The sequence below is a fragment of the Myxococcales bacterium genome (assembly GCA_016717005.1).
Taxonomy (GTDB): domain Bacteria; phylum Myxococcota_A; class Polyangia; order Haliangiales; family Haliangiaceae; genus UBA2376.
The window spans coordinates 306,379-327,781 of record JADJUF010000014.1 but is presented as its reverse complement, the minus strand read 5'-3'; the positions used below and the strand labels follow the sequence as shown (position 1 = coordinate 327,781).

At 73.3% G+C, this 21,403-nt stretch carries 14 protein-coding genes, 24 tRNA genes and 2 pseudogenes; 11 read left to right on the top strand and 29 right to left on the bottom strand.

What is annotated here, in order from left to right; genetic code table 11:
* Nucleotides 1-5: 5 nt before the first annotated feature.
* The 5 genes and pseudogenes from IPL61_15565 to IPL61_15545 all read left to right on the top strand — a co-directional run bounded on the left by IPL61_15565 (nt 6) and on the right by IPL61_15545 (nt 3,621).
* Nucleotides 6-461, top strand: a complete 456-nt coding sequence (locus IPL61_15565; GenBank protein ID MBK9032667.1) for a hypothetical protein — start codon at nt 6-8, stop codon at nt 459-461.
* Nucleotides 458-871: pseudogene (locus IPL61_15560) on the top strand (serine/threonine-protein phosphatase). The gene IPL61_15565 and the pseudogene IPL61_15560 overlap by 4 nt, the downstream one beginning before the upstream one ends.
* Before the next feature lie 151 nt (nt 872-1,022).
* The gene (locus IPL61_15555; protein MBK9032666.1) at nt 1,023-2,354 is read left to right on the top strand and encodes a hypothetical protein; all 1,332 of its coding nucleotides are present in this window, start codon (nt 1,023-1,025) and stop codon (nt 2,352-2,354) included.
* Complete coding sequence (locus IPL61_15550) at nt 2,351-2,842, top strand: hypothetical protein (GenBank protein ID MBK9032665.1); 492 nt, start codon at nt 2,351-2,353, stop codon at nt 2,840-2,842. The genes IPL61_15555 and IPL61_15550 overlap by 4 nt, the downstream gene beginning before the upstream one ends.
* Complete coding sequence (locus IPL61_15545) at nt 2,839-3,621, top strand: hypothetical protein (GenBank protein MBK9032664.1); 783 nt, start codon at nt 2,839-2,841, stop codon at nt 3,619-3,621. The genes IPL61_15550 and IPL61_15545 overlap by 4 nt, the downstream gene beginning before the upstream one ends.
* Nucleotides 3,622-3,648: 27 nt before the next feature.
* Here IPL61_15545 and IPL61_15540 read toward each other — a convergent pair whose 3' ends face one another.
* Both IPL61_15540 and IPL61_15535 read right to left on the bottom strand, forming a co-directional pair.
* A complete protein-coding gene (locus IPL61_15540; GenBank protein MBK9032663.1) occupies nt 3,649-5,490 on the bottom strand; it encodes a serine/threonine protein kinase in 1,842 nt (613 codons plus the stop codon).
* Between the two features lie 470 nt (nt 5,491-5,960).
* Nucleotides 5,961-7,598 carry a hypothetical protein gene (locus tag IPL61_15535; protein ID MBK9032662.1) on the bottom strand — a complete coding sequence of 546 codons (1,638 nt, stop codon included), beginning with the start codon at nt 7,596-7,598 and terminating at the stop codon, nt 5,961-5,963.
* A gap of 231 nt (nt 7,599-7,829) precedes the next feature.
* Between IPL61_15535 and IPL61_15530 the strand changes: the two genes are divergently transcribed.
* Both IPL61_15530 and IPL61_15525 read left to right on the top strand, forming a co-directional pair.
* Nucleotides 7,830-8,465, top strand: coding sequence for a DUF2760 domain-containing protein (locus IPL61_15530; protein MBK9032661.1), 636 nt, complete (start codon nt 7,830-7,832; stop codon nt 8,463-8,465).
* On the top strand, nt 8,462-10,231 hold the full coding sequence (locus IPL61_15525; GenBank protein ID MBK9032660.1) for an Hsp70 family protein: 1,770 nt from the start codon (nt 8,462-8,464) through the stop codon (nt 10,229-10,231). The genes IPL61_15530 and IPL61_15525 overlap by 4 nt, the downstream gene beginning before the upstream one ends.
* A 104-nt stretch (nt 10,232-10,335) precedes the next feature.
* Here the strand turns inward: IPL61_15525 and IPL61_15520 are convergent, their stop codons facing one another.
* Complete coding sequence (locus IPL61_15520; GenBank protein MBK9032659.1) at nt 10,336-12,621, bottom strand: NADP-dependent malic enzyme; 2,286 nt, start codon at nt 12,619-12,621, stop codon at nt 10,336-10,338.
* Nucleotides 12,622-12,739: 118 nt separating this feature from the next.
* Here IPL61_15520 and IPL61_15515 point away from each other — a divergent pair, with 118 nt between their 5' ends.
* The 3 genes and pseudogenes from IPL61_15515 (at nt 12,740) to IPL61_15505 (ending at nt 14,383) form a co-directional block, all read left to right on the top strand.
* Nucleotides 12,740-13,549 (top strand): SUMF1/EgtB/PvdO family nonheme iron enzyme, encoded by an 810-nt coding sequence (locus IPL61_15515; GenBank protein ID MBK9032658.1) that lies wholly within the window; start codon nt 12,740-12,742, stop codon nt 13,547-13,549.
* Between the two features lie 116 nt (nt 13,550-13,665).
* Nucleotides 13,666-13,827, top strand: a pseudogene (locus IPL61_15510) (Rdx family protein).
* Nucleotides 13,828-13,984: 157 nt separating this feature from the next.
* The gene (locus tag IPL61_15505; protein ID MBK9032657.1) at nt 13,985-14,383 is read left to right on the top strand and encodes a hypothetical protein; all 399 of its coding nucleotides are present in this window, start codon (nt 13,985-13,987) and stop codon (nt 14,381-14,383) included.
* Between the two features lie 31 nt (nt 14,384-14,414).
* Here the strand turns inward: IPL61_15505 and IPL61_15500 are convergent, their stop codons facing one another.
* A complete protein-coding gene (locus IPL61_15500) occupies nt 14,415-15,434 on the bottom strand; it encodes a ferritin-like domain-containing protein (protein ID MBK9032656.1) in 1,020 nt (339 codons plus the stop codon).
* 105 nt (nt 15,435-15,539) lie between these two features.
* Here IPL61_15500 and IPL61_15495 point away from each other — a divergent pair, with 105 nt between their 5' ends.
* Nucleotides 15,540-16,832, top strand: coding sequence for a hypothetical protein (locus IPL61_15495; protein ID MBK9032655.1), 1,293 nt, complete (start codon nt 15,540-15,542; stop codon nt 16,830-16,832).
* Between the two features lie 48 nt (nt 16,833-16,880).
* Here the strand turns inward: IPL61_15495 and IPL61_15490 are convergent.
* The 25 genes from IPL61_15490 to IPL61_15370 form a co-directional block, all read right to left on the bottom strand.
* Nucleotides 16,881-16,955 (bottom strand) — tRNA-Glu (locus tag IPL61_15490).
* An 88-nt stretch (nt 16,956-17,043) separates the two neighbouring features.
* Nucleotides 17,044-17,120 (bottom strand) — tRNA-Thr (locus IPL61_15485).
* A 198-nt stretch (nt 17,121-17,318) separates the two neighbouring features.
* Nucleotides 17,319-17,391, bottom strand: a tRNA-Ala gene (locus IPL61_15480).
* Nucleotides 17,392-17,576: 185 nt separating this feature from the next.
* A tRNA-Asp gene (locus tag IPL61_15475) sits at nt 17,577-17,652 on the bottom strand.
* Nucleotides 17,653-17,701: 49 nt separating this feature from the next.
* Nucleotides 17,702-17,773 (bottom strand) — tRNA-Ala (locus tag IPL61_15470).
* A 40-nt stretch (nt 17,774-17,813) separates the two neighbouring features.
* Nucleotides 17,814-17,884: transfer RNA gene (locus IPL61_15465), tRNA-Val, on the bottom strand.
* A gap of 4 nt (nt 17,885-17,888) precedes the next feature.
* A tRNA-Ser gene (locus tag IPL61_15460) sits at nt 17,889-17,973 on the bottom strand.
* A gap of 27 nt (nt 17,974-18,000) precedes the next feature.
* Nucleotides 18,001-18,091 (bottom strand) — tRNA-Ser (locus IPL61_15455).
* 79 nt (nt 18,092-18,170) lie between these two features.
* Nucleotides 18,171-18,261, bottom strand: a tRNA-Ser gene (locus tag IPL61_15450).
* A 47-nt stretch (nt 18,262-18,308) separates the two neighbouring features.
* Nucleotides 18,309-18,399: transfer RNA gene (locus IPL61_15445), tRNA-Ser, on the bottom strand.
* Nucleotides 18,400-18,480: 81 nt separating this feature from the next.
* Nucleotides 18,481-18,570: transfer RNA gene (locus IPL61_15440), tRNA-Ser, on the bottom strand.
* A gap of 93 nt (nt 18,571-18,663) precedes the next feature.
* Nucleotides 18,664-19,206, bottom strand: a complete 543-nt coding sequence (locus tag IPL61_15435; GenBank protein MBK9032654.1) for an HNH endonuclease — start codon at nt 19,204-19,206, stop codon at nt 18,664-18,666.
* A 99-nt stretch (nt 19,207-19,305) separates the two neighbouring features.
* Nucleotides 19,306-19,379 (bottom strand) — tRNA-Leu (locus IPL61_15430).
* A gap of 22 nt (nt 19,380-19,401) precedes the next feature.
* Nucleotides 19,402-19,475, bottom strand: a tRNA-Leu gene (locus tag IPL61_15425).
* Nucleotides 19,476-19,481: 6 nt separating this feature from the next.
* A tRNA-Leu gene (locus IPL61_15420) sits at nt 19,482-19,555 on the bottom strand.
* 159 nt (nt 19,556-19,714) lie between these two features.
* A tRNA-Pro gene (locus IPL61_15415) sits at nt 19,715-19,786 on the bottom strand.
* 79 nt (nt 19,787-19,865) lie between these two features.
* Nucleotides 19,866-19,936, bottom strand: a tRNA-Ile gene (locus tag IPL61_15410).
* A 67-nt stretch (nt 19,937-20,003) separates the two neighbouring features.
* Nucleotides 20,004-20,077, bottom strand: a tRNA-Pro gene (locus tag IPL61_15405).
* A 7-nt stretch (nt 20,078-20,084) separates the two neighbouring features.
* Nucleotides 20,085-20,216, bottom strand: a tRNA-OTHER gene (locus IPL61_15400).
* Nucleotides 20,217-20,243: 27 nt separating this feature from the next.
* A tRNA-Pro gene (locus tag IPL61_15395) sits at nt 20,244-20,316 on the bottom strand.
* A gap of 77 nt (nt 20,317-20,393) precedes the next feature.
* Nucleotides 20,394-20,520: transfer RNA gene (locus IPL61_15390), tRNA-OTHER, on the bottom strand.
* A gap of 14 nt (nt 20,521-20,534) precedes the next feature.
* Nucleotides 20,535-20,654: transfer RNA gene (locus tag IPL61_15385), tRNA-OTHER, on the bottom strand.
* Nucleotides 20,655-20,773: 119 nt separating this feature from the next.
* A tRNA-Ile gene (locus IPL61_15380) sits at nt 20,774-20,841 on the bottom strand.
* A gap of 142 nt (nt 20,842-20,983) precedes the next feature.
* Nucleotides 20,984-21,056 (bottom strand) — tRNA-Arg (locus IPL61_15375).
* A 268-nt stretch (nt 21,057-21,324) separates the two neighbouring features.
* Nucleotides 21,325-21,397: transfer RNA gene (locus tag IPL61_15370), tRNA-Glu, on the bottom strand.
* Nucleotides 21,398-21,403: the final 6 nt, after the last annotated feature.

Sequence of the window (21,403 nt, the reverse complement as noted above, 5' to 3'; positions counted from 1 at the left end):
CCTCGATGTCGGGTGTGCCCAGCTACGTCGCCGCGTTCGAGCAGCTGCGGCCCGCGATCCTGGCGCGGCTGGTCGAGGTCCGGGCCAGCCTCGATCACGCGATCGCCCGGACCACGCCCGACGAGGCCCGGCTCCTGTTCGAGGGCGTGCTGCACGCGCTGTCGACCCTGCTGGTCACCGGCGACCACACGCTCCACCGCGGGTTCCTCCACTCGTTCATCGCGGTGCGCTCGGCCGAGGGCATCGGGCCCGATCACGCCCAGCGGCTGCTGGTGGCGATCGCCGACGTCGCCGGTGCCCTGGCCCGCAGCCAGTACCCGCACGACCCCTCGGTCGCGCTGGCGATCAACCACGCGGCGCGCCTGACCGCCCGCATGGTCAACGACGTGATCGCCGAGGAGCTGGGCCGCCGGGTCGCGCAGCTGCCGGCCCCGACCGCGCCGGCCGGAGCGCGCCGATGAGCCTGGTCGTCAGCGCCTTCGGCGACAGCCACGTCGGGTCGGTGCGCGACACCAACGAGGACGCGCTGATCGTCGACGCCAAGTGGGGCCTGTACGCGGTGCTCGACGGCATGGGCGGCGCCAGCGCCGGCGACGTGGCCGCGACCAAGGCCCGCGACGTGATCCACGAGTACGTGCGGGCGCGGCGCGCGACGCTGGGGCCGCGGCAGCTGCTCGAGGCCGCGATCAACGCGGCGTCGGCGGCGGTCCACGGCGAGGCCCAGCGCCGGCGCGATCGCCGCGGCATGGGCACGACCGTGGTGGCGTGCGTGGTCGACGGCCGGCGCGCGACGATCGCGCACGTGGGCGACAGCCGCGCCTACCTGCTGCGCGACGGCCGCCTGCACCGGCTGACCACCGACCACACGATCGTCGCCGAGCTGGTCGCGCGCGGCGCGATCTCGGCCGACGAGGCCGACCGCCACGCCTACAAGAACGTGCTGTCGCGCAACCTCGGCGCCAAGGCCACCGCCGCGGTCGACGTCAACGAGATCGAGCTGGCAGGCCGGCGACCGGCTGCTCTTGTGCTCGGACGGCCTGTACGGCTACGCCGCCAGCGAGGCCTTGCACCAGCTGATCGGCTCGACCGACGCCGCGCCCGACGTCGTGCGCGATCTGATCGAGGCGGCGCTGCGGGGCGGCGGCGGCGACAACGTCACCGCGATCCTGATCGACGCCGGCACCCAGGCGATGCCGCGCGCGACCGTGGTCCTGCGCACCAGCGGCGCCGGGGCGTGGTGGGCCCGCCGCGACCGGGTGCTGGCGGCGGCGCGCGCGCACGGGATCCACCGCTCGCCGCTGTGCGCGGTGCTGTCGCCCGACGACGCGATCGCGCTGGTCGCCGGCAACTTCGCCGACGCCGTCTACCACGACCTCGAGAAGGCCACGTCGGTGAACGTGTGGAGCTTCGCCGAGAACCTGGCGGTCGGCTGGCTGGGGCAGGGCGGCGCCTGGCTGGCGATGCGCGAGCTGCTCGACGGCCTGGGCCGGGCCGCCGACGCGGTGATCAGCGAGCTGCGGGCCGAGGACGAGGGCCTGGCCGGGCTGATCGAGGCGGCGCTGGCGCGGGCGCTGGTCACGGCCGAGACCGCGGTCGGCGGCGTGCTGGCCTTGCGGCTGCGCGCGGTCGAGGCCGAGCTGGTGCGCCACGACGCCGAGCGCGCGCGCCAGCACGCCGAGGTCACGTCCAAGTTCATCGACCACCCGACCGTGCCGTACATGCGCGCGGTCGAGGCGCCGCCCCAGGTGCCAGCGCCCGACGTGCAGGCGCTGCTCGAGGGCGCGCGCCGACGCGCGCTCGGCCGCCCCGCCGCCACGCCCGATCGGGCGCTGTTCGGGCGCGCGATCGAGCACGCCCACCGGGTCGCGATCGCGGCCAGCGAGGGCGGCGACGCGGCCCTGGCCGCGCGCGAGCTGTTCGACGTGCGCTCGCTCGACGAGGCGGGCGTGACGCCGCTGTACGACGCGCTCGACGCGGCGCGGGCGGCGCACATCGACGCGGTGCGCGCGGTGCCGGGCGCGGTCATCGGCAAGGTCGCGGCGCTGCGCCGGCTCGCGGCGGCGTACCAGCGGCTGTCGTCGACGATCGCCAGCCTCGTGGTCGAGTCGGTGGCGCCGACCGCCGAGGCGCTGCGCGAGGCCGCGGCCGCGACCGCGGCGCTGACGGCGCAGGTGACCAAGGGTGAGCGTCGGGTCACCGATCTCGAGCGCAAGTTCGCGACGATCATCGACGACGATCTCCCGGCCGGCATGCGCTTCGACCTGGGCCTCGATCGCAGCGCGCCCGGGCGCGCGCGGCGGGAGCCGCCGCCGCTGCCGCCGCGGCGCCGGCCCGGCAAGGAGACGCTGCGATGACGACCGAGCTGGGCGAGCGGGTCGCGATCCTGCGCGACGAGATCCTCGACGTGGTCTCGGGCGGCAGCGAGGACGCGCCGGCGGTGGCGATCTTCGACGCCGTGGTCCGGACGCTGTCGGCCGGGCTCGACACCGCGCTCGGGCTCGACCTGACGCTCCACGACGCGGTCGCGCGCCGGCTGGCGTGGGGCGACAGCGAGCAGGCGATCCTCGACGACGCCGACCTGGTGTTCGCGCGCCTGGCCCGGGCCGCGCAGCGCGCGCTGCGCGATCCCGACGAGGAGATGCTCGTGCTCGAGGCCGCCGCCGACGTCGTGTGCTCGACCGCGCGGATCCTCGGCCTGGCCGCGGTCGGGCGTGCGGCCCGCGACCGCGCGGCGACCTTGCGCGAGGAGCTGGCGCAGCGGCGGCTGCGCGAGGCGCTCGACGAGCAGACCCGCAACTTGCGACGCCTGCAGGACGAAGTCGCGCAGAACGACTTCGAGTGAGGGGCGGCCGCGCCGCCGGCACGCGCGCGCGCGTGGTCGCGGTCGCCGCGGTCGCGAGCGCGTGGCTCCCCGCCGCGCGCGCCGACGAGCCCGGCGCGCTGGCCGCGCCGACCCTGGTGGCGCCGCGGGCGCTGGTGCTGGCGGCGGTGCTCGAGGGCCGGCTCGACGGCGATCACGCCGACCTCGCCGCCGACGCGTGGTACGGCGTCAGCGACCGCCTGACCCTGGGCGTGCGCCACTCGCTGCGCAGCGTCGGCGCGATCGGCGACGGCCGCGGCCTGTGCCTGCGCGGCTGTCGTGCCGGCGACGAGCGCTACCGGGGGCTGGCGCTGACCGCGCGGTTCCCGCTGATCGACGGTCGCACCCGGGTGATCGGCGAGGTCGCCACCGACGTGACCGGGTGGTCACCGGGCCGAGCCGCGGTGGTGATCGGCGCGATCGCCCACTGGCGCGACGAGCGGGTCTGGGCCCAGGCGGCCCCGCGGCTGGCGATCGGCCTCGTCGGTCGCGCCGACGGCAACCGCGAGGTCGCCCGGGTCGACGTGACCGTCGGCGTCGCGATCCGCGGGCCGGTCGGGCTCGAGCTGGGCGTGGGCGCGGTCGGCCCGGGGACGCGCGAGTTCTTCGCCGACGCCACGGCGCCGGCGTGGACCCAGGTGGTCGTGCGGCCGACCCCGCGGTGGGGCGTCGGCGCGGCGATCGGGACCGACGACATCGTCGGCGGCAGCGCGCGGTCCTGGTTCGGGGCGATCACGGTCGAGGTGCGCGCGACGCCGTGAGAGGTGCGCGGTCCGCGCGACCGCGGGCTACAGCCGCCGGCCCCAGGCGTGGTCGGCGATCAGCGCGTCGGCCCGGGCCCGCAGCTTGCCGTCGAGCCGATCGTCGAGCGCGGTGGCCAGCGCCTCGGCGAACGCGGCGGCGTGCTCGAAGCGCGCGCCCCGGTCCTTGGCCAGCCCGACCGCCAGCACCCGGTCGACGTCGGCGCCCAGCTCGGTCGCGAGCAGCGACGGTCGGGTCGGCATCTTGTAGACGACGTCGTAGAGCGTCGTCGGCACGTCCTTGCCGGTGAACGCCGGGTGTCCGGTCAGGCACCGGTAGACGATCGCGGCCAGCGCGTAGCCGTCGGCGCGCGCGTCGACGTCCTCGCCGCGGGCCTGCTCGGGCGCCATGTACGCCGGCGTCCCGATCACGTGCCCCGCGGTGAGGGTGCCGCCGCGGCTGGCCAGCTTCGAGACGCCGAAGTCGAGCAGCTTCCAGGTGTGGCGACCGTCCTTCTCGGCGAGGAAGACGTTGTGGGGCTTGAGATCGCGGTGGACGACGCCGGCCGCGTGCGCGACCGCGAGGCCACGGCCGAGCTCCCGCGACAGCTCGACCGCCTGGCTCGGCGACAGCCGGCGGACCCGCCGCAGGTGGTGGGCGAGGTCCTTGCCGCGCAGGCGCTCCATCGCGATGAACGGGATCTCACCGCTGGTGAGGCCGACCTCGTAGACCGCGACGAGGTTGGGGCTCTCGAGGCACGCCGTCACCTCGGCCTCGCGGATGAACCGCGCCACGGCCTGGGGATCGGCGAGCGTGCTCGGGTGGAGCAGCTTGACCGCGGCCTCGCGGCCGTCGTGGACGCTGACGGCCTCGTAGACCTCGCCCATGCCGCCCCGGCCGATCAGCGTGCCCAGGCGGTACGAGCCGACCGCTTGATCGGTGTAGCGGCCGGGGCCGCCGACCTTGAGCGCGCGGTCGAGCTCCTGCCGGACCTCGGCGAGGAGCGCCTCGCGCATCGACACCGCGCGCACCGCGCGATCGAGCTGTTCGACCGCCGCGACCGTGGCGCGGCGGCTGCGCCGGCCGAAGTAGAACGCGCACCCGTAGAGCAGCTGGATCGTGACCTGGCTGATGATCTGCTCGCGCAGCGGGATCGACAGGGTCTTGACCACCGACAGCTCGGGGATGGCGCCGGTGATGATCAGCACCGACAGGATCGCGTGGCCGATCGCGCCGACGAGGTACAGCGCCAGCGCGCTGCCGCGGTGCTGGCCGAGGCCGAAGAAGTAGATCCCGAACAGCATCACCGCCGACGCCGGCGACGCGATGCCCCAGTAGTGGACGCCGCCGAGGACCGCGACGAAGCCGAACAGGCCGGCGGCGACCACCAGCCGAGTGGAGAAGTTGGCCGGATCGCGGAGCCGGTAGAGCAGGTAGGAGATCGCGGCGGCCATCGCCGCGATCGACGACACGAAGATCTGCTTCGCGAGCGGATCGCCGCCGGCGCTGGCCACGGCGATCGCGGCGCCGACGCCGATCGCGATGGCCAGCTTGGCGAAGGCGCGCGTGCGCTCGAGCTCCTCGGCCTGCATCGCCGCGAGCGGCGTGGTCGCCGTGGTGTGGCGCGAGTCGCCGTCGAGCGTGCTGGGCAGCCCGCGCGTGCCCGGCAGCTGCTGGGTCGGGTGGTCGTGGACGCTCTCGACCGCGATCCGTCGCCGCGCCGCCGGTCCGCCGACCAGGGTCGCCGAGTCGCGGGTCTCGCCCTCGGACGCGGCGTCGTCGTGGTCGTGCTCGTCGTGCTCGTCGTGCTCGTCGTGCTCGTCGCCGGCCGGGTCGTCCGACGTCGGCGCGGTGCCCGGAGGGGCGTCGTGGGGGGACGGTGCCGACACGCTCCTCGATCGTAGCCTGGAACCGATGGGCCGCGCCAACTTGCGCCCCGAGGGCGCCTCCCCGAGCCCGGAACCCGGAACCCGGAACCGGAACCGGAGCCGGAGCCGGAACCGGAGCCGGAACCGGAGCCGGGATCGGGATCGGGCGCGCTGTCGGGATCGGGCGCGCTGTCGGGATCGGGATCGGGCTCGCTGTCGGGATCGGGATCGGGCTCGCTGTCGGGATCGGGATCGGGCTTGCTGTCGGGATCGGGATCGGGCTCGCTGTCGGGATCGGGATCGGGCTCGCTGTCGGGATCGGGATCGGGCTCGCTGTCGGGATCGGGACCCGCGCGCCGCCCGCCCGCGCGCTTCGGCGACCGGATCCCGGAACCGGAACCAGAACCCGGAACCGAAATCCCGCTCCCCGAAAATGCCGCGAGGCCCTCGGGGGGCCTCGCTCACTCATCGCGCTCGGGAGAGGTATCTCGTCAGAACGGCATCGGTCCCGGCCCCGGCATCGGCATCAGCCGCGACTCGCACCGCGTGAACACCGTGTCGGTGCAGGTCCACGTGCCGTCGGGGTTCGGCGTGCACAGGCCGGTGTAGAGCGGCGTGCACTCGGGCCGCGCGCGGCACGCCAGCTCGCTGGTCTCCTCCTCGCACAGTCCCGGCGGCGGCTCACCGCACTGGCTGTCGGGGATGCAGTAGCCGCTCCAGCAGCCGTTGGCCACGCCCGGCTGGGTGCCGGTCGGGCACGCCGGCGGCAGGCTGTCGCACAGCACGATGCCGTCACAGGTGCCGGGCCCGTCGGGGATGCACTCGCCGCGGCACACCTCGGGGCAGCCGGCGGGATCCATGCACGGCTGCGCCGCGCAGGTCTCGATGCAGTGCGTGCCGGGCCCGCAGTCGATCGCCGCGCAGCCCTGACCCTGGTCGGGGACGCAGGTCGCGACGCAGGCGTCCATGCCGCCCATCGGGTCGTTGGGGTTGGTCGGGTTGCACTGGACCTCGCAGTGCGAGCCGGGCGCGCACGTGGTCGTGTCGCACTGGCCGGGCGGGTTCGGCACGCAGAACGGCTCGCAGAACGGCTGCTCGCAGCCGGAGCCGTCGGGCAGCGGGTCGCACGGGAAGCAGCGCTCCTCGCAGTGCGCGTCGGGGCCGCAGTCGAAGCCGGTGCAGGTGGACGGCGGCAGCGCCTGGCACTCGAAGTGGCACGGCGCGCCGCACTGCGGATCGCCCGGGTAGTTGCACGGCGGGCACACCTCGAGGCACACGCTGTCGGGCGGGCACTCGATCGGACACATCTGCTGGTCGGGGACGCACGTCGCGGTGCAGGTGCCCGGGCCGATCGGCGAGTCGGCCTCGGCGCCCGAGCCCATGCCGGTGCACGTCTCCTCGCAGTGGAAGCCCTGGCCGCAGTCGATCGCCGCGCAGGTCCCGCCGACGGGGATGCACTGGCCGAAGCACACCGCCGGGCAGTCCATGCCGGTCGAGGGATCGCACCCGGGCGGCGGCTGGCAGTCGCCCTGCTCGGTGGTGCAGGTGTAGCCGGTCGGACAGTCGTTGGTCGAGAAGCAGCCCTGGCCGCCGGGCTCGGGCTCGCACGAGACGAACACGCCGCTGCCGTTGTAGCCGTCGTCGGGCACGTCGGTGCCGCCGTAGACCGCGACGCAGTCGTTGTGGCGCGAGCAGCCGTAGCCGTCGAGGCCCTGGCACGCCTCGCCCGTGGCCGGGCCCGACGGCGCGATGCCGACGCAGCCCGAGAAGAACCGGAAGCCGCCCTGCGACGGATCGGTCTGGGTGTACGTCGCGCGGCACTCGGGCGCGGCGAAGCACTGCTGCTCGCCGAGGCCCTCGCACGTCGTGAAGCACGCGGCCCAGTCGACCGCGAGCGGCGCACCCGCCTCGGCGTCGAACGCCGGCGCGGCGATGTCGCCACAGCCGCCGCCGCCACCACCCTGGAACTCGCACTGGTTGGTCTGCGGGTTGCGGAGGCCCGACCCAGGATCGAAGGCGCCCTCGAAGACGCAGTCGTCTCCTTGGTCGTCACCGAAGTAGAGGGTGCAGGCCGAGGCCGAGGTGGCGACGAGCGCGGCCACGAGGGTTCGACAGAGCCAGTGGGGCATGGCGGACTCCAAAGAGGAAGGTGATGATAGGCGATTGCGCGGCACGGTTGGCGATGGAGTGCGTCAGCAAGGTGTGGGCCAGGGGCCCACGTCACAGGTAACGGGTTGATCTCGCGCAGTGAGTGAATATTCCCTGCGCCATCCGTCACGCCCTCACCCGCGATTCGTCTCAGTTTTCCGAGGCTTGACTTGGGAGGGATCGCGGTTTACCCACGCCCGGAGATCGCATCCATGTCCCGCATAGGCCTCGCGTTTTCGTCCTTTTTTCGATTGATTCTCGGCAAGAAGCTGTCGCCTGCGGTGGCGGACTACCTGCCCGCCGAGCTCGCGCGGCTGCCCGCCGGCGAGCCCGCGAAGGCGAAGCCCGAGCCGGCCAAGCCCGAGCCGGCCAAGCCCGAGCCGGCCAAGTCGAAGCCCGAGCCGGCGACCGAGCCGGCCAAGCCGAAGCCTGAGCCCGCCAAGCCCAAGGCCGATCCTGCCGCGGCCCACCGCGACGGCGCGCTGGCGCTCCTGGCGCTGCTGCAGCGCGACGGCCGCCTGATCGACTTCCTGCGCGAGCCGCTCGACGGCTTCACCGACGCCGACATCGGCGCCGCCGCGCGCGACGTCCACCGCGGGTGCAAGGGCGTGCTCGACCAGTACTTCACGCTCGAGCCGGTGCTGCCCGGCGCCGACGACGCCAAGGTCACCGTGCCCAAGGGCTTCGATCCGGCCGAGGTCCGCATCATCGGCGAGGCCAAGGGCGAGCCGCCGTTCGCGGGCGCGCTGCGTCACCACGGCTGGCGCGCCGCCAAGGCCGCGCTGCCCACGCTCGCCGACGGCGTCGATCGCGCGATCGTGGCCCCGGCCGAGGTCGAGGTCTCGTGAGCCGCTTCGTCGTCGGGATCGATCTCGGCACCACGAACTGCGCGCTGGCCTACGTCGACACGACCGCGCCCGGGCCGGTGCAGACGCTGCCGATCCCGCAGGTGGTCGGCCCCGGCGAGGTCGCGGCGCGCGCGACCCTGCCATCGTTCCTGTTGCTGCCGACCGAGCACGAGGTCGCGGCCGCGGCGATGAGCCTGCCGTGGGCGCCGCACGCGACCTCGGCGGTCGGCGTGTTCGCTCAGGGCCGCGGCGCCGAGCTGCCGCACCGCCTCGTCGCCAGCGCCAAGTCGTGGCTGTCGTCGGGCGGGGTCGATCGCACCGCGCCGATCCTGCCGTGGCGCGGCGCCGATCGCGACCTGCCCGAGGGCGGCGAGCGGGTGTCGCCGGTCACCGCGTCGGCGCGCTACCTGGCGCACCTGCGCGAGGTCTGGGACGCGGCCCACCCCGACGCGCCGCTGGCCGAGCAAGACGTGCTGCTGACCGTGCCGGCCTCGTTCGACGCGGTCGCGCGCGAGCTGACCGTGGTCGCGGCGCGCGAGGCCCAGCTGCCGCGGGTGACCCTGCTCGAGGAGCCGCAGGCCGCGTTCTACGCCTGGCTGGCCCAGAGCGGCGACGCCTGGCGCAGCAAGCTGGTGCCCGGCGACGTGGTCCTGGTGTGCGACATCGGCGGCGGCACCACCGACTTCACGCTGATCGAGATCACCGACGACGGCGGCGCGCTGGCGCTCGAGCGGGTCGCGGTCGGCGATCACATCCTGCTCGGCGGCGACAACATGGACCTGGCGCTGGCGGCCACCGCCGAGCGGGCGCTGGCCGCGCAGGGCAAGAAGCTCGACGGGCTGCAGGCCCGGGGGCTGGTCCACGCGTGCCGCCGCGCCAAGGAGGACCTGCTCGACGACGCCGCGCCGGCGACCGTGCCGGTGGCGCTGGTCGGCCGCGGCTCGAAGCTCATCGGCGGCACGATCCGCCACGATCTCGATCGCGACGCGACCCGGGCGCTGCTGATCGACGGGTTCTTCCCGCGGGTGCCGGCCGAGGCCCGCCCGGCCCGGCGCCGCGCCGGCGGCCTGCGCGAGCTGGGCCTGGCCTACGCCGCCGATCCGGCGGTGACCAAGCACCTGGCCGAGTTCCTCGATCGCCACGACAGCGCGCCGACCGCGGTGCTGTGGAACGGCGGCGTCATGAAGGCGGCGGCGATCCGGACCCGGGTCCGTGAGGTGATCGGCGCGTGGTACGGGCGCACGCCGCGCGAGCTCGACGGCGGCGACCTGGATCTGGCGGTGGCGACCGGCGCCGCGCACTACGGCGCGGTCCGGCGCGGCGGCGGCGTGCGCATCCGCGGCGGCACCGCGCGCTCGTACTACATCGGCATCGAGGGCGCCGCCCCGGCCATCCCCGGGTTCGCGCCGCCGGTCAAGGCGCTGTGCGTGGCCCCGTTCGGCATGGAGGAGGGCACCAGCGCCGACCTGCCCGACGACGAGCTCGGGCTGGTGGTCGGCGAGCCGTCGACGTTTCGGTTCTTCGCGTCGTCGAGCCGGAAGGACGATCCGGTCGGCGCGCTGGTCGATCCCGAGGCCGCCGAGCTGGCCGAGCTCGATCCGGTCGAGCAGGAGATCGAGGCGGCGGGCGAGCGCCACGCCGGCGAGCTGGTGCCGGTCACGCTGACCGCCACCGTCACCGAGGTCGGCACGCTCGAGCTGTGGTGCAAGGCCCGGGACGGCGCCGGCCGCTGGAAGCTCGAGTACTCGGTGCGCGAGCGGGCCTGACGCGCGGGGGCGCACGGCCGCTCGGGCGGGCGGCGGCCTGGGGCCGCATCAGCGCGGGCGGCGCGCGTCGTCGGTCCGCGCGCAGGCGTGACGCCGGCCGCCGGTCACGCCTTGGCGGCCCGGTCGCGCTCGACCGTCTGCGCCCGCATGACCGTGTACGCGGTCATGTTGACGATGTCGTCGACGGTGCTCTCGTTCTGCAGCAGCGACACCGGCTTCGACACGCCCAGCAAGATCGGGCCGACCGCGGCGGCGCCGCCGAGGCACTCGAGCACCTGGTAGGCGGCGTTGCCGGCCGCGAGGCGGTCGAACACGAGCGTGTTGGCGTTGCGGGTCAACGTCGAGAACGGGTAGGTCTCGGCCCGGCGGGCCTCGTCGAGCGCCATCTCGGGCTGCATCTCGCCGTCGATCTCGAGGTGGGGCCGGCGTCGGCGCGCGATCGCCAGCGCCTGCTGCACCCGGGTGACGTCCGGATGCCGGACCGAGCCGAAGCTCGAGTACGAGATCATCGCGATCCGGGGCGTGACGCCGAAGCCGGCCACCGCGTCGGCCATCTGCACGGTGATGTCGGCCAGCTGCTCGGCGGTGGGATCGATGTTGAAGACGGTGTCGCCGAAGAACTTCACCGAGTTCTGCAGGATCATCATGTACATGCCGACCGCGACCTCGGCGCCGGGCGCCAGCCCCAGGACCTGCAGCGCCGGTCGCACGCTGTCGGGGTAGCTGCGCTTGAAGCCGCCGACGAGGCCCTCGACGTCGCCGGCGTCGAGCATCATCACGCCGTAGTAGTTGCTCTGGCGCAGCAGGCTGCGGGCCTGGGGCAAGGTCACGCCCTTGCGGCCGCGCAGCTCGGTCAGCCGCTGCGCGTAGCGGTCGGCGTCGGCGACGTGCTCGGGCGCGTTGGGATCGATCAGCGTCACGCGATCGAGGATGTCGAGCGACGCCTCGGCGCACAGCGCCTCGATCTCTCCGGCGCGCCCGAGCAGCACCGGCCGCGCGATCTCCTCGTCGAGGATCTGCTGGACCGCGCGCAGCACCCGCAGGTTGCCGGCCTCGGGGAACACGATCCGGCGCGGATCGCGGCGCGCGGTCCGGTTCATCGAGCGCATGATCGAGAACGCGGCGTTGGACGAGCGCCGCATGAGCTTGTCGCGGTACTCGGCGACGTCGACGGTGAGGCGGGCCACGCCCGACGCCATCGCCGCCTCGGCCACGGCCGGCGCCACCCACCACAGCACCCGCGGATCGAACGGCTTGGGGATGAAGTACTCGGGGCCGAACTTCAGGGTCTTGCCGCCGTAGGCCGCGACCACCGACTCCGGCACCGGCGCCTTGGTCAGCGCCGCCAGCGCCCGCGCCGCCGCGACCTTCATCGGCTCGCTGACCGAGCGCGCGCGCACGTCGAGCGCGCCGCGGAAGATGTACGGGAATCCGAGCACGTTGTTGACCTGGTTCGGGTAGTCCGAGCGGCCGGTGGCGACCAGCGCGTCGGGGCGGGCCGCCACCGCCTCGGGGTAGCCGATCTCGGGATCGGGGTTGGCCATCGCGAAGATGATCGGGCGCGCGGCCATCGACTGCACCATCGCCGGCGTCACCAGGTTCGCCACCGACAGGCCCAGGAACATGTCGGCGTCGACCAGCGCGTCGGCCAGCGTGCGTCGGCCGTCGTCGGGCCGCGCGAACTTCGACTTGTGGCGGTTGAGGTCGTCGCGGCCGGCGTGGATCACGCCGTGCGAGTCGACCAGCACGACGTTGGCGGCGGTGACCCCGAGCGACACGAAGAACTCGACGCACGCGATCGCCGCGGCGCCCGCGCCCGACACCACCACCCGCAGGTCGGCCAGCTCCTTGCCAGCCAGCTCGGCGGCGTTGAGCAACCCCGCGCCCGAGATGATCGCGGTGCCGTGCTGATCGTCGTGGAACACCGGGATCGACAGGCGCGCGCGCAGCTTCTCCTCGACGTCGAAGCAGGCCGGGGCGCTGATGTCCTCGAGGTTGATGCCGCCGAAGGTCGGCTCGAGCGAGGCGATGATGTCGACCAGGCGATCGACGTCCTTCTCGGCGATCTCGAGATCGAACACGTCGATGTCGGCGAACTTCTTGAACAGGCAGGCCTTGCCCTCCATCACCGGCTTGCCGGCGGCGGGGCCGATGTCGCCGAGCCCGAGCACGGCGGTGCCGTTGGAGATCACCGCGACCAGGTTGCCGCGCGCGGTGTACTCCCACGACGCGTCGGGGTCGGCGGCGATCGCGAGGCACGGCTCGGCGACGCCGGGCGTGTACGCCAGCGACAGGTCGCCCTGGCTCACCAGGGGCTTCGAGGGCACGACCTCGATCTTTCCGCGGCGACCGCGGCTGTGATACTCGAGCGCGTCTTCCTTGCGGGCCATGGGCAGACGGTACTCCCTTCCGCGCGGTCGGGGTCCCGGCCGGCGCGGCGCTTCACCGCGGGGGGCGGCGGCCCGAGCCCTGCCGGCGCGCGGGCCGACGCGGTAGGATCGCCCGGCCATGGCCACACTCGATCAGGCCGCGTTGTCGCTCGCCAGCTGGGACCGCACCGACGACCACCGCCGCCGGATCATCGCCGCCGAGGTCGCGGCGCACGTCGGCGGCACGCTGGTCGCGCTCGAGGACGACGCCCAGGGCGACCAGGTCCACCGGGTCGCGCTGATCGACGTGGGCGGCGTCCACCTGGCGCTGATCCCGGGCGGCACGATCGCGCTGGGCTGGGATCGGTCGCGCCCCGACGGCCTGACCGAGGCGCAACGCATCGCGGCGGACGCCGACGGCGGCCGGTTCGCGGACGAGCTGGTCGCGTCGCTGTCCCCGACCCGGGTCGTGACGCTGGCGCCGTTCCTGCTCGAGGTGACGCCGCGCGCGATCGGCGGCTGGGTCGACGACCTCGGCGACGATCCGCTGGCCGAGATCGCCGAGCGCGTGGCGGCCGAGGGCTTCCGGCTGCCGACCGACGACGAGTGGGAGCACGCGGCCCGCGGCGGCACCACCACGTTGTTCCGGTGGGGCGACGCCTGGCCCGACGGCGTGCCGCGCCCGCGCGCGACCCACTTCGTCGGCCACCACGTGCCGAGCGCGTTCGGCGTCCACCTCCTCGACGATCCCTACCAGGTCGAGGTCGTGGCGGCGCCGCTGGGGTTCCGCGGCGGCGACGGCGGCGGCGCGGTGTGCGGCGGCCGGTCCGGCCCGGCGTGCTGGCTGTCGTTCGCGTCGGCGTACCGCTGGCCGGCGGCGGCCTGGGACGACGTGCTGTTCGAGGCGCTCGAGACCGCGTGGGTGCGGCGCGCGCTGTCGCTGGGGTGACGCTCGTCGTCTTGCTGGGAGCGCGGGGTGGCGCTACGGTCGAGCCGATGACGATCGAGATCCACTACTGCTCGATGTGAGGCTACCAGGCCAAGGCGACCCGTGCGGCCGCCCAGCTCAAGCGCCACCTCGATGTCGACGCGACGCTCGTCCGCGGCGGCCGCGGCGAGTTCACGATCCGCGTCGACGGCGCGGTCGTCTACGACAAGCAGGCGACCGGCGGCTTTCCCACCGACGAGCAAGCGGTGGCGTCGGTCCGCGCCGCCCTCGGGTCGTGACCGCGATCCCGCGCCCCCGCCGCGATCCCGCCGCGAATCCGGCTCGGCGGTAACGTCGCCAGTTCACTGGCGTCGTCGAATACGCGTCAGTTCCTGAGGCGTATTGTTCACGTTCCGGACATGGCCTGACTCGCGGTCAGTGTTGACACTGTGCGTCATGACCACCGAAACCAAAGACAGCAAGCGCTCCGTCACCACCACCACCACCACCGACGTCGTCGATGCGCCGCGCGGCTTCGTGCCCGCGGTCGCGACGCTGGTCGTCGACAGCGGCGAGCTCGCGGCCACCGCGGCGCTCGGCGTGACCGGCGACGTCCGCACCGAGCTGGCCCGGAGCGCGATCACGGTGCTCGACGCCGGCGAGGCGCTGGTCAAGAGCGGCTTCGCGGTCGCGCGGCGCGTGACCCAGCGCGTCGACGCCGCGGCCGCCGACCTGCTCGCCAGCGTCGAGCGGATCGTCGGCACCTCGGCCGGCGCCGCCCGCACGACCACGCGCGACATGGCCCAGGTCGTCGCGGGCGCGGTCAACGCCGTCGTCGCCCCGCGCGGCAACTGAACCGCGGGGCTCGATCGCTGCCACGCGTGGATCAGCTGGGCTCGTCGGGAGCGAGCGTGCCGCGCGCGGTGGTGATCGTGTGCTCGTGGGCCGCGAACGCGCTGGCCACCGAGCCCGGTCGCCGGACCTGCCAGAACGCGCTCCAGGCCCGGCGCGCGCGCGTCGGCAGCGCCGTCGGCGTCTCGGGGAACCACAGCTCGACCGCGGCGTTGAGCGCCATCGCCGCCGGGTTGCGGTTGCGATCGAGCGTGATGCCCGCGGCGCCGTAGGCGACCCCGAGCGCGGCGAGCTGCTTGGCGCGCGTGCTCTCGATCAGCACCCGCGGGTCGAGCCCGAGCGTGGCGAGATCGGGCGCCATCACCCGCAGCTCGGAGAGCGCCAGGAACATCAGGCGGACCTGGAACGTGCCCAGCCGCAGCAGGCGCGGGCGCGACATCTCGGCGACCAGGCTGGGCACGTACTGCATGCCGAGGCCGACGTGGCGGGCCTCGTCGCGCTCGAAGTAGCGGAGCAGCTCGGTCAGCACCGGCTCGATCGCCCGCTCGCGCACCGCCTGGAACAGCGCCAGCGCCATCGTCTCGATCATGAGCTGCATGCCCATCAGCTTCTCGGCCAGCTCGTCGGTGCCCAGCACCAGCTCGAGCAGCGCCTGGGGCGCGCGCGGCAGCGGCCCCGGCTGGTAGCCCAGCGCCGTCAGGTAGTCGTGCATCACGTAGAAGTGCCGGGCCTCGTCGAACGCCTGGCTGGTCGCGGCCAGCTTGGCCTCGAGCGGCACCAGCCGATCCGCGAGCTGCGCGGAGATCTTCCACGCCGCCAGCTCGCCCCACAGGATGATCGCGAACACCCGCTCGAGCGCGGCCCGGGCCGCGGGCTCGACCTGGACGCCGCCGTGGCGCGCGACGAGCTCGGCCAGCACCGCGCGTCCGTCCCACGCCGCCTCCTGGCCGCGGTGGTAGATCGAGGCGCACTTGTGCAGGCGGCGGGCCTCCTCGGCCGAGCGCGCGAGATCGAACATGTCGTAGCGGAGCTGGGTCGCGCCGAAGATGCCCATGCGGCCTCCACGGTCAGCTTGCCACGAGATGCAGGGGGCGCGGCGATCGTCGCGCGGCCGGCCCGGCTGGGCAGCGCCGATCCGGGGCGGTACCATCGCCCGACGATGTCGACCGTCCACGGCTGGTCCTGGTCCGCGCGCCTGGCGGTGGCGGTGGCGCTGCTCGGCTGCCACGGGCGCGCCCACCCGGCGGTCGCGCCCGACGATCGCGACCGGGGCTGCGCCGCCGAGCTGCTGGCGACCGACGCGATCGACGTCGCGCCCGAGCCGCGCATCTGCGTGCCGCTGCGCGACGCCCTGGCGCGGCTGGGCCCGGCCACGCGCGCGGTCGCCCGCGCGCTGGTGATCGTGCGCGACGCGCGCGGCCCGTGCGCCGATCAGTGCCCCGATCTGGCGGCGGCGCTGATGAGCGACGCCGCGCTCGCGTACTACCGGGTCGGTCGCCACGAGCTGCACGTCGTCGACGCGACCTTCGCCGGACCGCGCTGGCGCTCGGGCCCCCCCTCGCCCGCGGCGCTGCGGACCTACCTCGACGGGCTCGGGCTGGCCGACTGGGCCGCGCTGGTGGCCCGGGTTCGAGCGCTGCCCGGCGTCACGCTGCCGGCGGTGGTGCCCGAGGGCTCGCCGCTGGTGCTCGACGCGATCGTGCGGCGCGGCCCGGCGGTGCTGCTCGGCGGCGACGTCGCGCTGCCCGATCTGCTGATCCACGAGCTGGGCCACGCCGTGCTGCTGCGCGATGCGCTGGAGTCGGTGCGGGTCGCGGCCTGGGCGTCGCTGACCGGGTGGACCGAGGACGACGACACGCGGGCCGACGGCTACGTCGGCGGGTCCTTCAGCGGCGAGCAGGCCATCGTGGCCTCGCGCCTGGTGCTGGGCTTGCCCCGGGGCGCCGGGACCAGCTACCGGCCCGGGGGCGCGGGCCTCGCCACGGGCTACGCGGCGTTCGATCCGGTCGAGGACCACGCCGAGTCGTTCCGCCTGGTCCACGCCGATCCGGTCGCGCTCGGCGCCGCGGCCCCGGCCAAGCTGCTGGTGCTCGCCGCCGGCGAGGTCGACCTGCGCGCGCCCGCGCTGCGGCGGTTCATCCGGCCCGGGGTCGCGGCGCTGCTCGCGCCCGAGGTCGATCCAGTGCTGGCCATGGCGACCGTGCGCGCCCACGGCGACGCGCTCTTGCCCGAGGCCGCCGCGCTCGCCGATCCGCGGCCGCTGGCGCTGCCCGACGACCTGCACCCCGAGGTCCGCGCCGCGCTCGACGACGCGGCGCTCGTGGTCACGATCGGCCGCCTCCAGTTCCGTCCGTCCGACGCGGCGATCGCCGCGCTGATCGCCAGCTGGGAGCGGCAGCGCGCCGACCTCGAGGAGTTCCAGCAGGGCCTCGACGCGCTCCGCGGCGAGTGATAGCGCGCAGCCGTCACGGCCGCGCCGCGCGCAGGGCGGGCGCGCCGGTGGTACCCACGACGGGAGTCGAACCCGTCTCCCCGGGGTGAAAAGCCGGCGTCCTGACCGCTGGACGACGTGGGCGTAGGGGCGTGGCGTGGTGCCACCGGGTGGAATCGAACCACCAGACCAGGCTTCGGAGACCCGGGTCGCATCCGTGCGCGGGGGCGCGTGGAGCCCATCGAGGGAGTCGAACCCTCCTCTCTCCCGTACCAGGGGAGCGTGTCCGGCCGGGAACACCGGATGGGCGAGCACTGCTTCAAGAGTCAACGTCACAAGTCGTCGGGACCGAGAGAATCGAACTCTCCACGACCGCCGTGTGGGGGCGACCTCACCTCCAGGTGACTGATCCCGTCGTTTCGAGCGTCCGCCCGGAGTCGCACCGGGTTGTTGCGGGTTGCAATCGCATGCCTCGCTGTTCGGCCACGGACGCGTGGTTCGGGAGCGTGGACTCGGGGGGACTCGAACCCCCATCGCTGCCGTGCGAGGACAGCATCCTGCCTTTGGAAAAGACGAGCCCGATAGATTTCGGTCGCGGTCCTGACGGGAATCGAACCCGCCTGAAGCTCATAGACAGTGAGCCAACGTCGCCAGACATTTCCAGGACCATGTCGGTCGCGCGCGGTCCTGACGGGGATCGAACCCGCCTGAAGCTCAGAGACAGTGAGCCAACGTCGCCAGACGTTTCCAGGACCAGAGTGTGCGTGGCGCCCCAGACGGGAATCGAACCCGTCTCGCGCTCGTAGACAGCGAGCCGGCGTCACCAGACGCCTCCAGGGGCAGCGCGATCGGCGAGCCGATCGCTCCGAGAGACAACGACGCAACACACGTGGAGCTGGAGGGAGTCGCACCCTCGTCGCTGACATGCCGAGCCAGCATTCTGCCTGTTGAACTACAGCCCCGAGATCGTCGACCGGCCGACGCCGATCAAGCGCGCAATCGTGAAGTCGGAAGGAATCGCACCTTCATCGCCGGCATGTCGGACCGGCACTCTGCTCTTGAGCTACGACTCCATCGCGGAAGGAGGGGGACTCGAACCCCCAACGCGTGTTACGGCGCACACAGGTAGCGGCTGTGGTCCTCGTCCAGTCGGACTCCTTCCAGATCGTTGCAGTGGCGGGCGGGCGGGCGGAGGGAGGGGGAGTCGAACCCCCAAGGCACCCTTCGGTGCTCACACGGTCTTCGAGGCCGGCACCGTCGCCACGTCGGCTTGCCCCTCCAGGTGACCGTGGGCGCGGCGCCCGCGGTCGTGTCTCGTCGCGGTCGTGTCTCGTCGCGGTCGTGTCTCGCCTCGGTCGGCGAAGGGAGAGGGAGTCGAACCCCCAAGGCACCCTTCGGTGCTCGCGCGGCTTTCAAGGCCGGTGCCGTCGCCACCTCGGCTGGTCCCTCCAGGTGACCGCGGGCGTGGGCCCCGCGGTCGCGTCTCGTCGCGGTCAGCGAAGGGAGAGGGAGTCGAACCCCCAAGACACCTCGCGGTGCTCACGCGGCCTTCCAGACCGGCGCCGTCGCCACATCGGCTTGTCCCTCCAGATCGACCGCGGGCGTGGCCCCGCGGTCGGGTCGTCGTCGTCATCGTCGTCGTCTCGTCTCGTCGTGTCGCCTCGGTCAGCGAAGGGAGGGGGAGTCGAACCCCCACGTCACCTCTCGGTGACAACCTGTTTTCGAAACCGGTGCCGGCGCCACCTCGGCTGGTCCCTCCAGTCATCCAGCGGGGCGTGGCCCCCGCTGGGCGGTCGCGGTCGGCGGTGCATCAACCGCCGACCCGGCCGCAGCTCGTCCCACCGGCGGCAGGTCACGCCGCCGCCGGATCGGCGTCGATCTCGCCGGTCCAGTACAGGTAGTCGCGCCAGGCCTCGGGCACCGAGCGCGTGCTCACCCGGATCGTCACCGCCGGCACCCAGGTCGGCCGGGCCGGCTGCTTGCGCAGCTCGAGGCCGGCCTCCCGCGGCGTCCGGTTGCCCTTGGCGCCGTTGCACGGGTAGCAGCAGGTGACGATGTTCTCCCACGTGGTGCGGCCGCCACGGGCGCGCGGGATCACGTGGTCGTAGGTGAGCTCGGCCAGCGTGCAGCGCACGCCGCAGTACTGGCAGCGGTAGCCGTCACGCGCGTAGATGTTCACGCGCGAGAACTTCACCGGCTTGGCGTGCCGCCGGAACGCGCGCAGGAGGCGCACGACCGCCGGGGCCTTGATGACGAACGACACCGTCTTGACCTCGGCGTCGTACTCCTCGATGACCTCGACCTTGCCGAGGGTGAGCAGCGTGAGGGCGCGCTGCCACGAGATGACCTTGATCGGCTCGAAGCCCTGCGACAGGAGCAGAGTTCGCGTCGCCACCTGACTCATGTGCGGATCGTTTCCTTTCACCGGGTGCGCTGAGATCACGCGCGGTCCGGCCGCCGCGCGCCATCGGCCCACGTCGTGTGGGCAAGTTCGTGCCGCCGAGAGGATTCGAACCTCCACGGTATGACTTCTCGAGCCATCGACTCTGCCAGTTGGTCTACGGCGGCATGACAAACGTGATCGTGACCGTGCCTTCGGCGGGATTCGAACCCGCACGGGACGAGGCTTGAGCTCGCCGACTCTGCCGGTTGGTCTACGAAGGCAAAACGTGTCCTCGGTGAGATTCGAACTCACACTGCCCGGATTCTGAGCCCGGTGACTCCTGCCGTTGGTCTACGAGGACGAAAAGGGCCTGGGGCACCACCAACCGGATCGCCATGCACTCGCGATCCCGAACCGCGCGCTCGTTGAGCCTCCTCCAGCGGCCCAGGCGTGCCGGGGGGCCGGCGCGCTGGGGCGAAGGACGCAACGAGGCGCCGATCCGGTTGGTGGGCCAGGGGAGTCGGGGTGGCAGGACTTGCACCTGCAGCCACGCGGTCCCGAACCGCGCAATCTTCTATTGAAATACACCCCGGGAGTGATCGACGGGACTCGCACCCGCTGGAGACGAGGTTCACGGCCTCGCGCCTCGACGACTTCGGCATCGATCACGGTCCGCCTGGGAGGAATCGCACCTCCGTCGCTCGGTTATCGGCCGAGTGCTCTGCTGTTGAGCTACAGGCGGGACAGGCGCGCCGTCCACCCGCGAGCCGGACCGGTGGCTCGGCCCGCGGGCGGCGGTTGGCGCGTTGTAGGGGTGGTCGGAATTGCACCGACGGCCTCGTGGTCCCGGACCACGCGTTCTGGCTGCTGGAACTACACCCCTGGAATCGAGCAGATGGCCGGATTCGAACCGGCGGCCACGAGCTTGGAAGGCTATAACCATCCCGCTGCGGCCCGCGGCGGACCGCGGGCGAGGGGCGTGAGACGGGTTTTATCGTGCTCTACCGCTGAGCTACATCTGCGTGGTGCGCCACCGAGGCGGCGCGTCGTAGGGGTGGCCGGAATCGCACCGACGGCCTCACGGTCCCCGACCGTGCGTTCTCACTACTGAACTACACCCCTGGAGAGGCGCGCCGTCCGCCCGCGAGCCCGGCCTGGTGGACCGGGCCCGCGGGCAGCGGTTGGCGCGTAACGAGTCGTGCAGGTGGCCGGACTCGAACCGGCATCCAGTTGATTTACAAGGTCAATAACCATCCATGCGTCGGCCCGCCCGAGGGCGGGCAAGGGGTGACGGACGGAACTGCTCTACCGTTGAGCTACACCCGCGAAGTATCGATCCGTACAGACGGCTGGAGTCGAACCAGCATCACTTGATCCCTGATCAAGAACCATCTCGCAGCGGCCCGGTGACGGGCGAGGGGCGTGAGACGGGAAGTGTCCTGCCGTTAGACGACGTCTGCGTGAGGCGGCCGAGTGGCGCGCTGGTCGGGGTGATTGGAGTCGAACCAATGGGAACCAGTAACCATCCATGTGCGGCCCGTCGCCGGGCGAGGGTGGTACAGATGGGCACCCCGAGGGTCGCAGCGGAGGGACTCGAACCCTCACCGACGCGGTTATGAGCCGCGCGTCCTCGCCCGAGGCCGCTGCACAGTGTCGCGGAGACGCGCCGAAATCGGCGCTCGGCACACCGCCAGGGAATCGAACCCTGCGTCGTGGGTTTTGGAGGCCCAGCCCGGCGCCAGCCGGTGCAGTGCAAGTGACGTCGCGCTCCGTTCGCCGGATGCGCGCGTGGTACCACCGGAAGGACTCGAACCTTCGTCAGCGACGTTCGTAGCGTCGTGTCCCATCCTCGGGACGGTGGCAAGTTGTACGCGGTCGGCCAACGACCGGAGTACGTGGATCGGGCGAACGTCGCCGCGCGGTGAGGCGCGGCGAGGATCTCGACGTCGGTGGCGTCCGCACCGGCGGGGTTGGCCCCGCCGGCCGTTGACACGCACCGGCCACCTTCGAGGAGGTGCGCCCGGCGCTTCGCTGACTCGGTCGCCCGAGTGTCGCTACCTTAGGCCCGTTATAGTTACGGTAACCAACGTCTCACGGCCCGAACGGGCGGCGCTCGCGCGCAGCTCGTCGCGCGCCTGGGGGGAATCGAACCCACCGTAGCCGGTTTGAGGGACCGGAGGACTGACCATTGTCCGACAGGCGCAAAGAC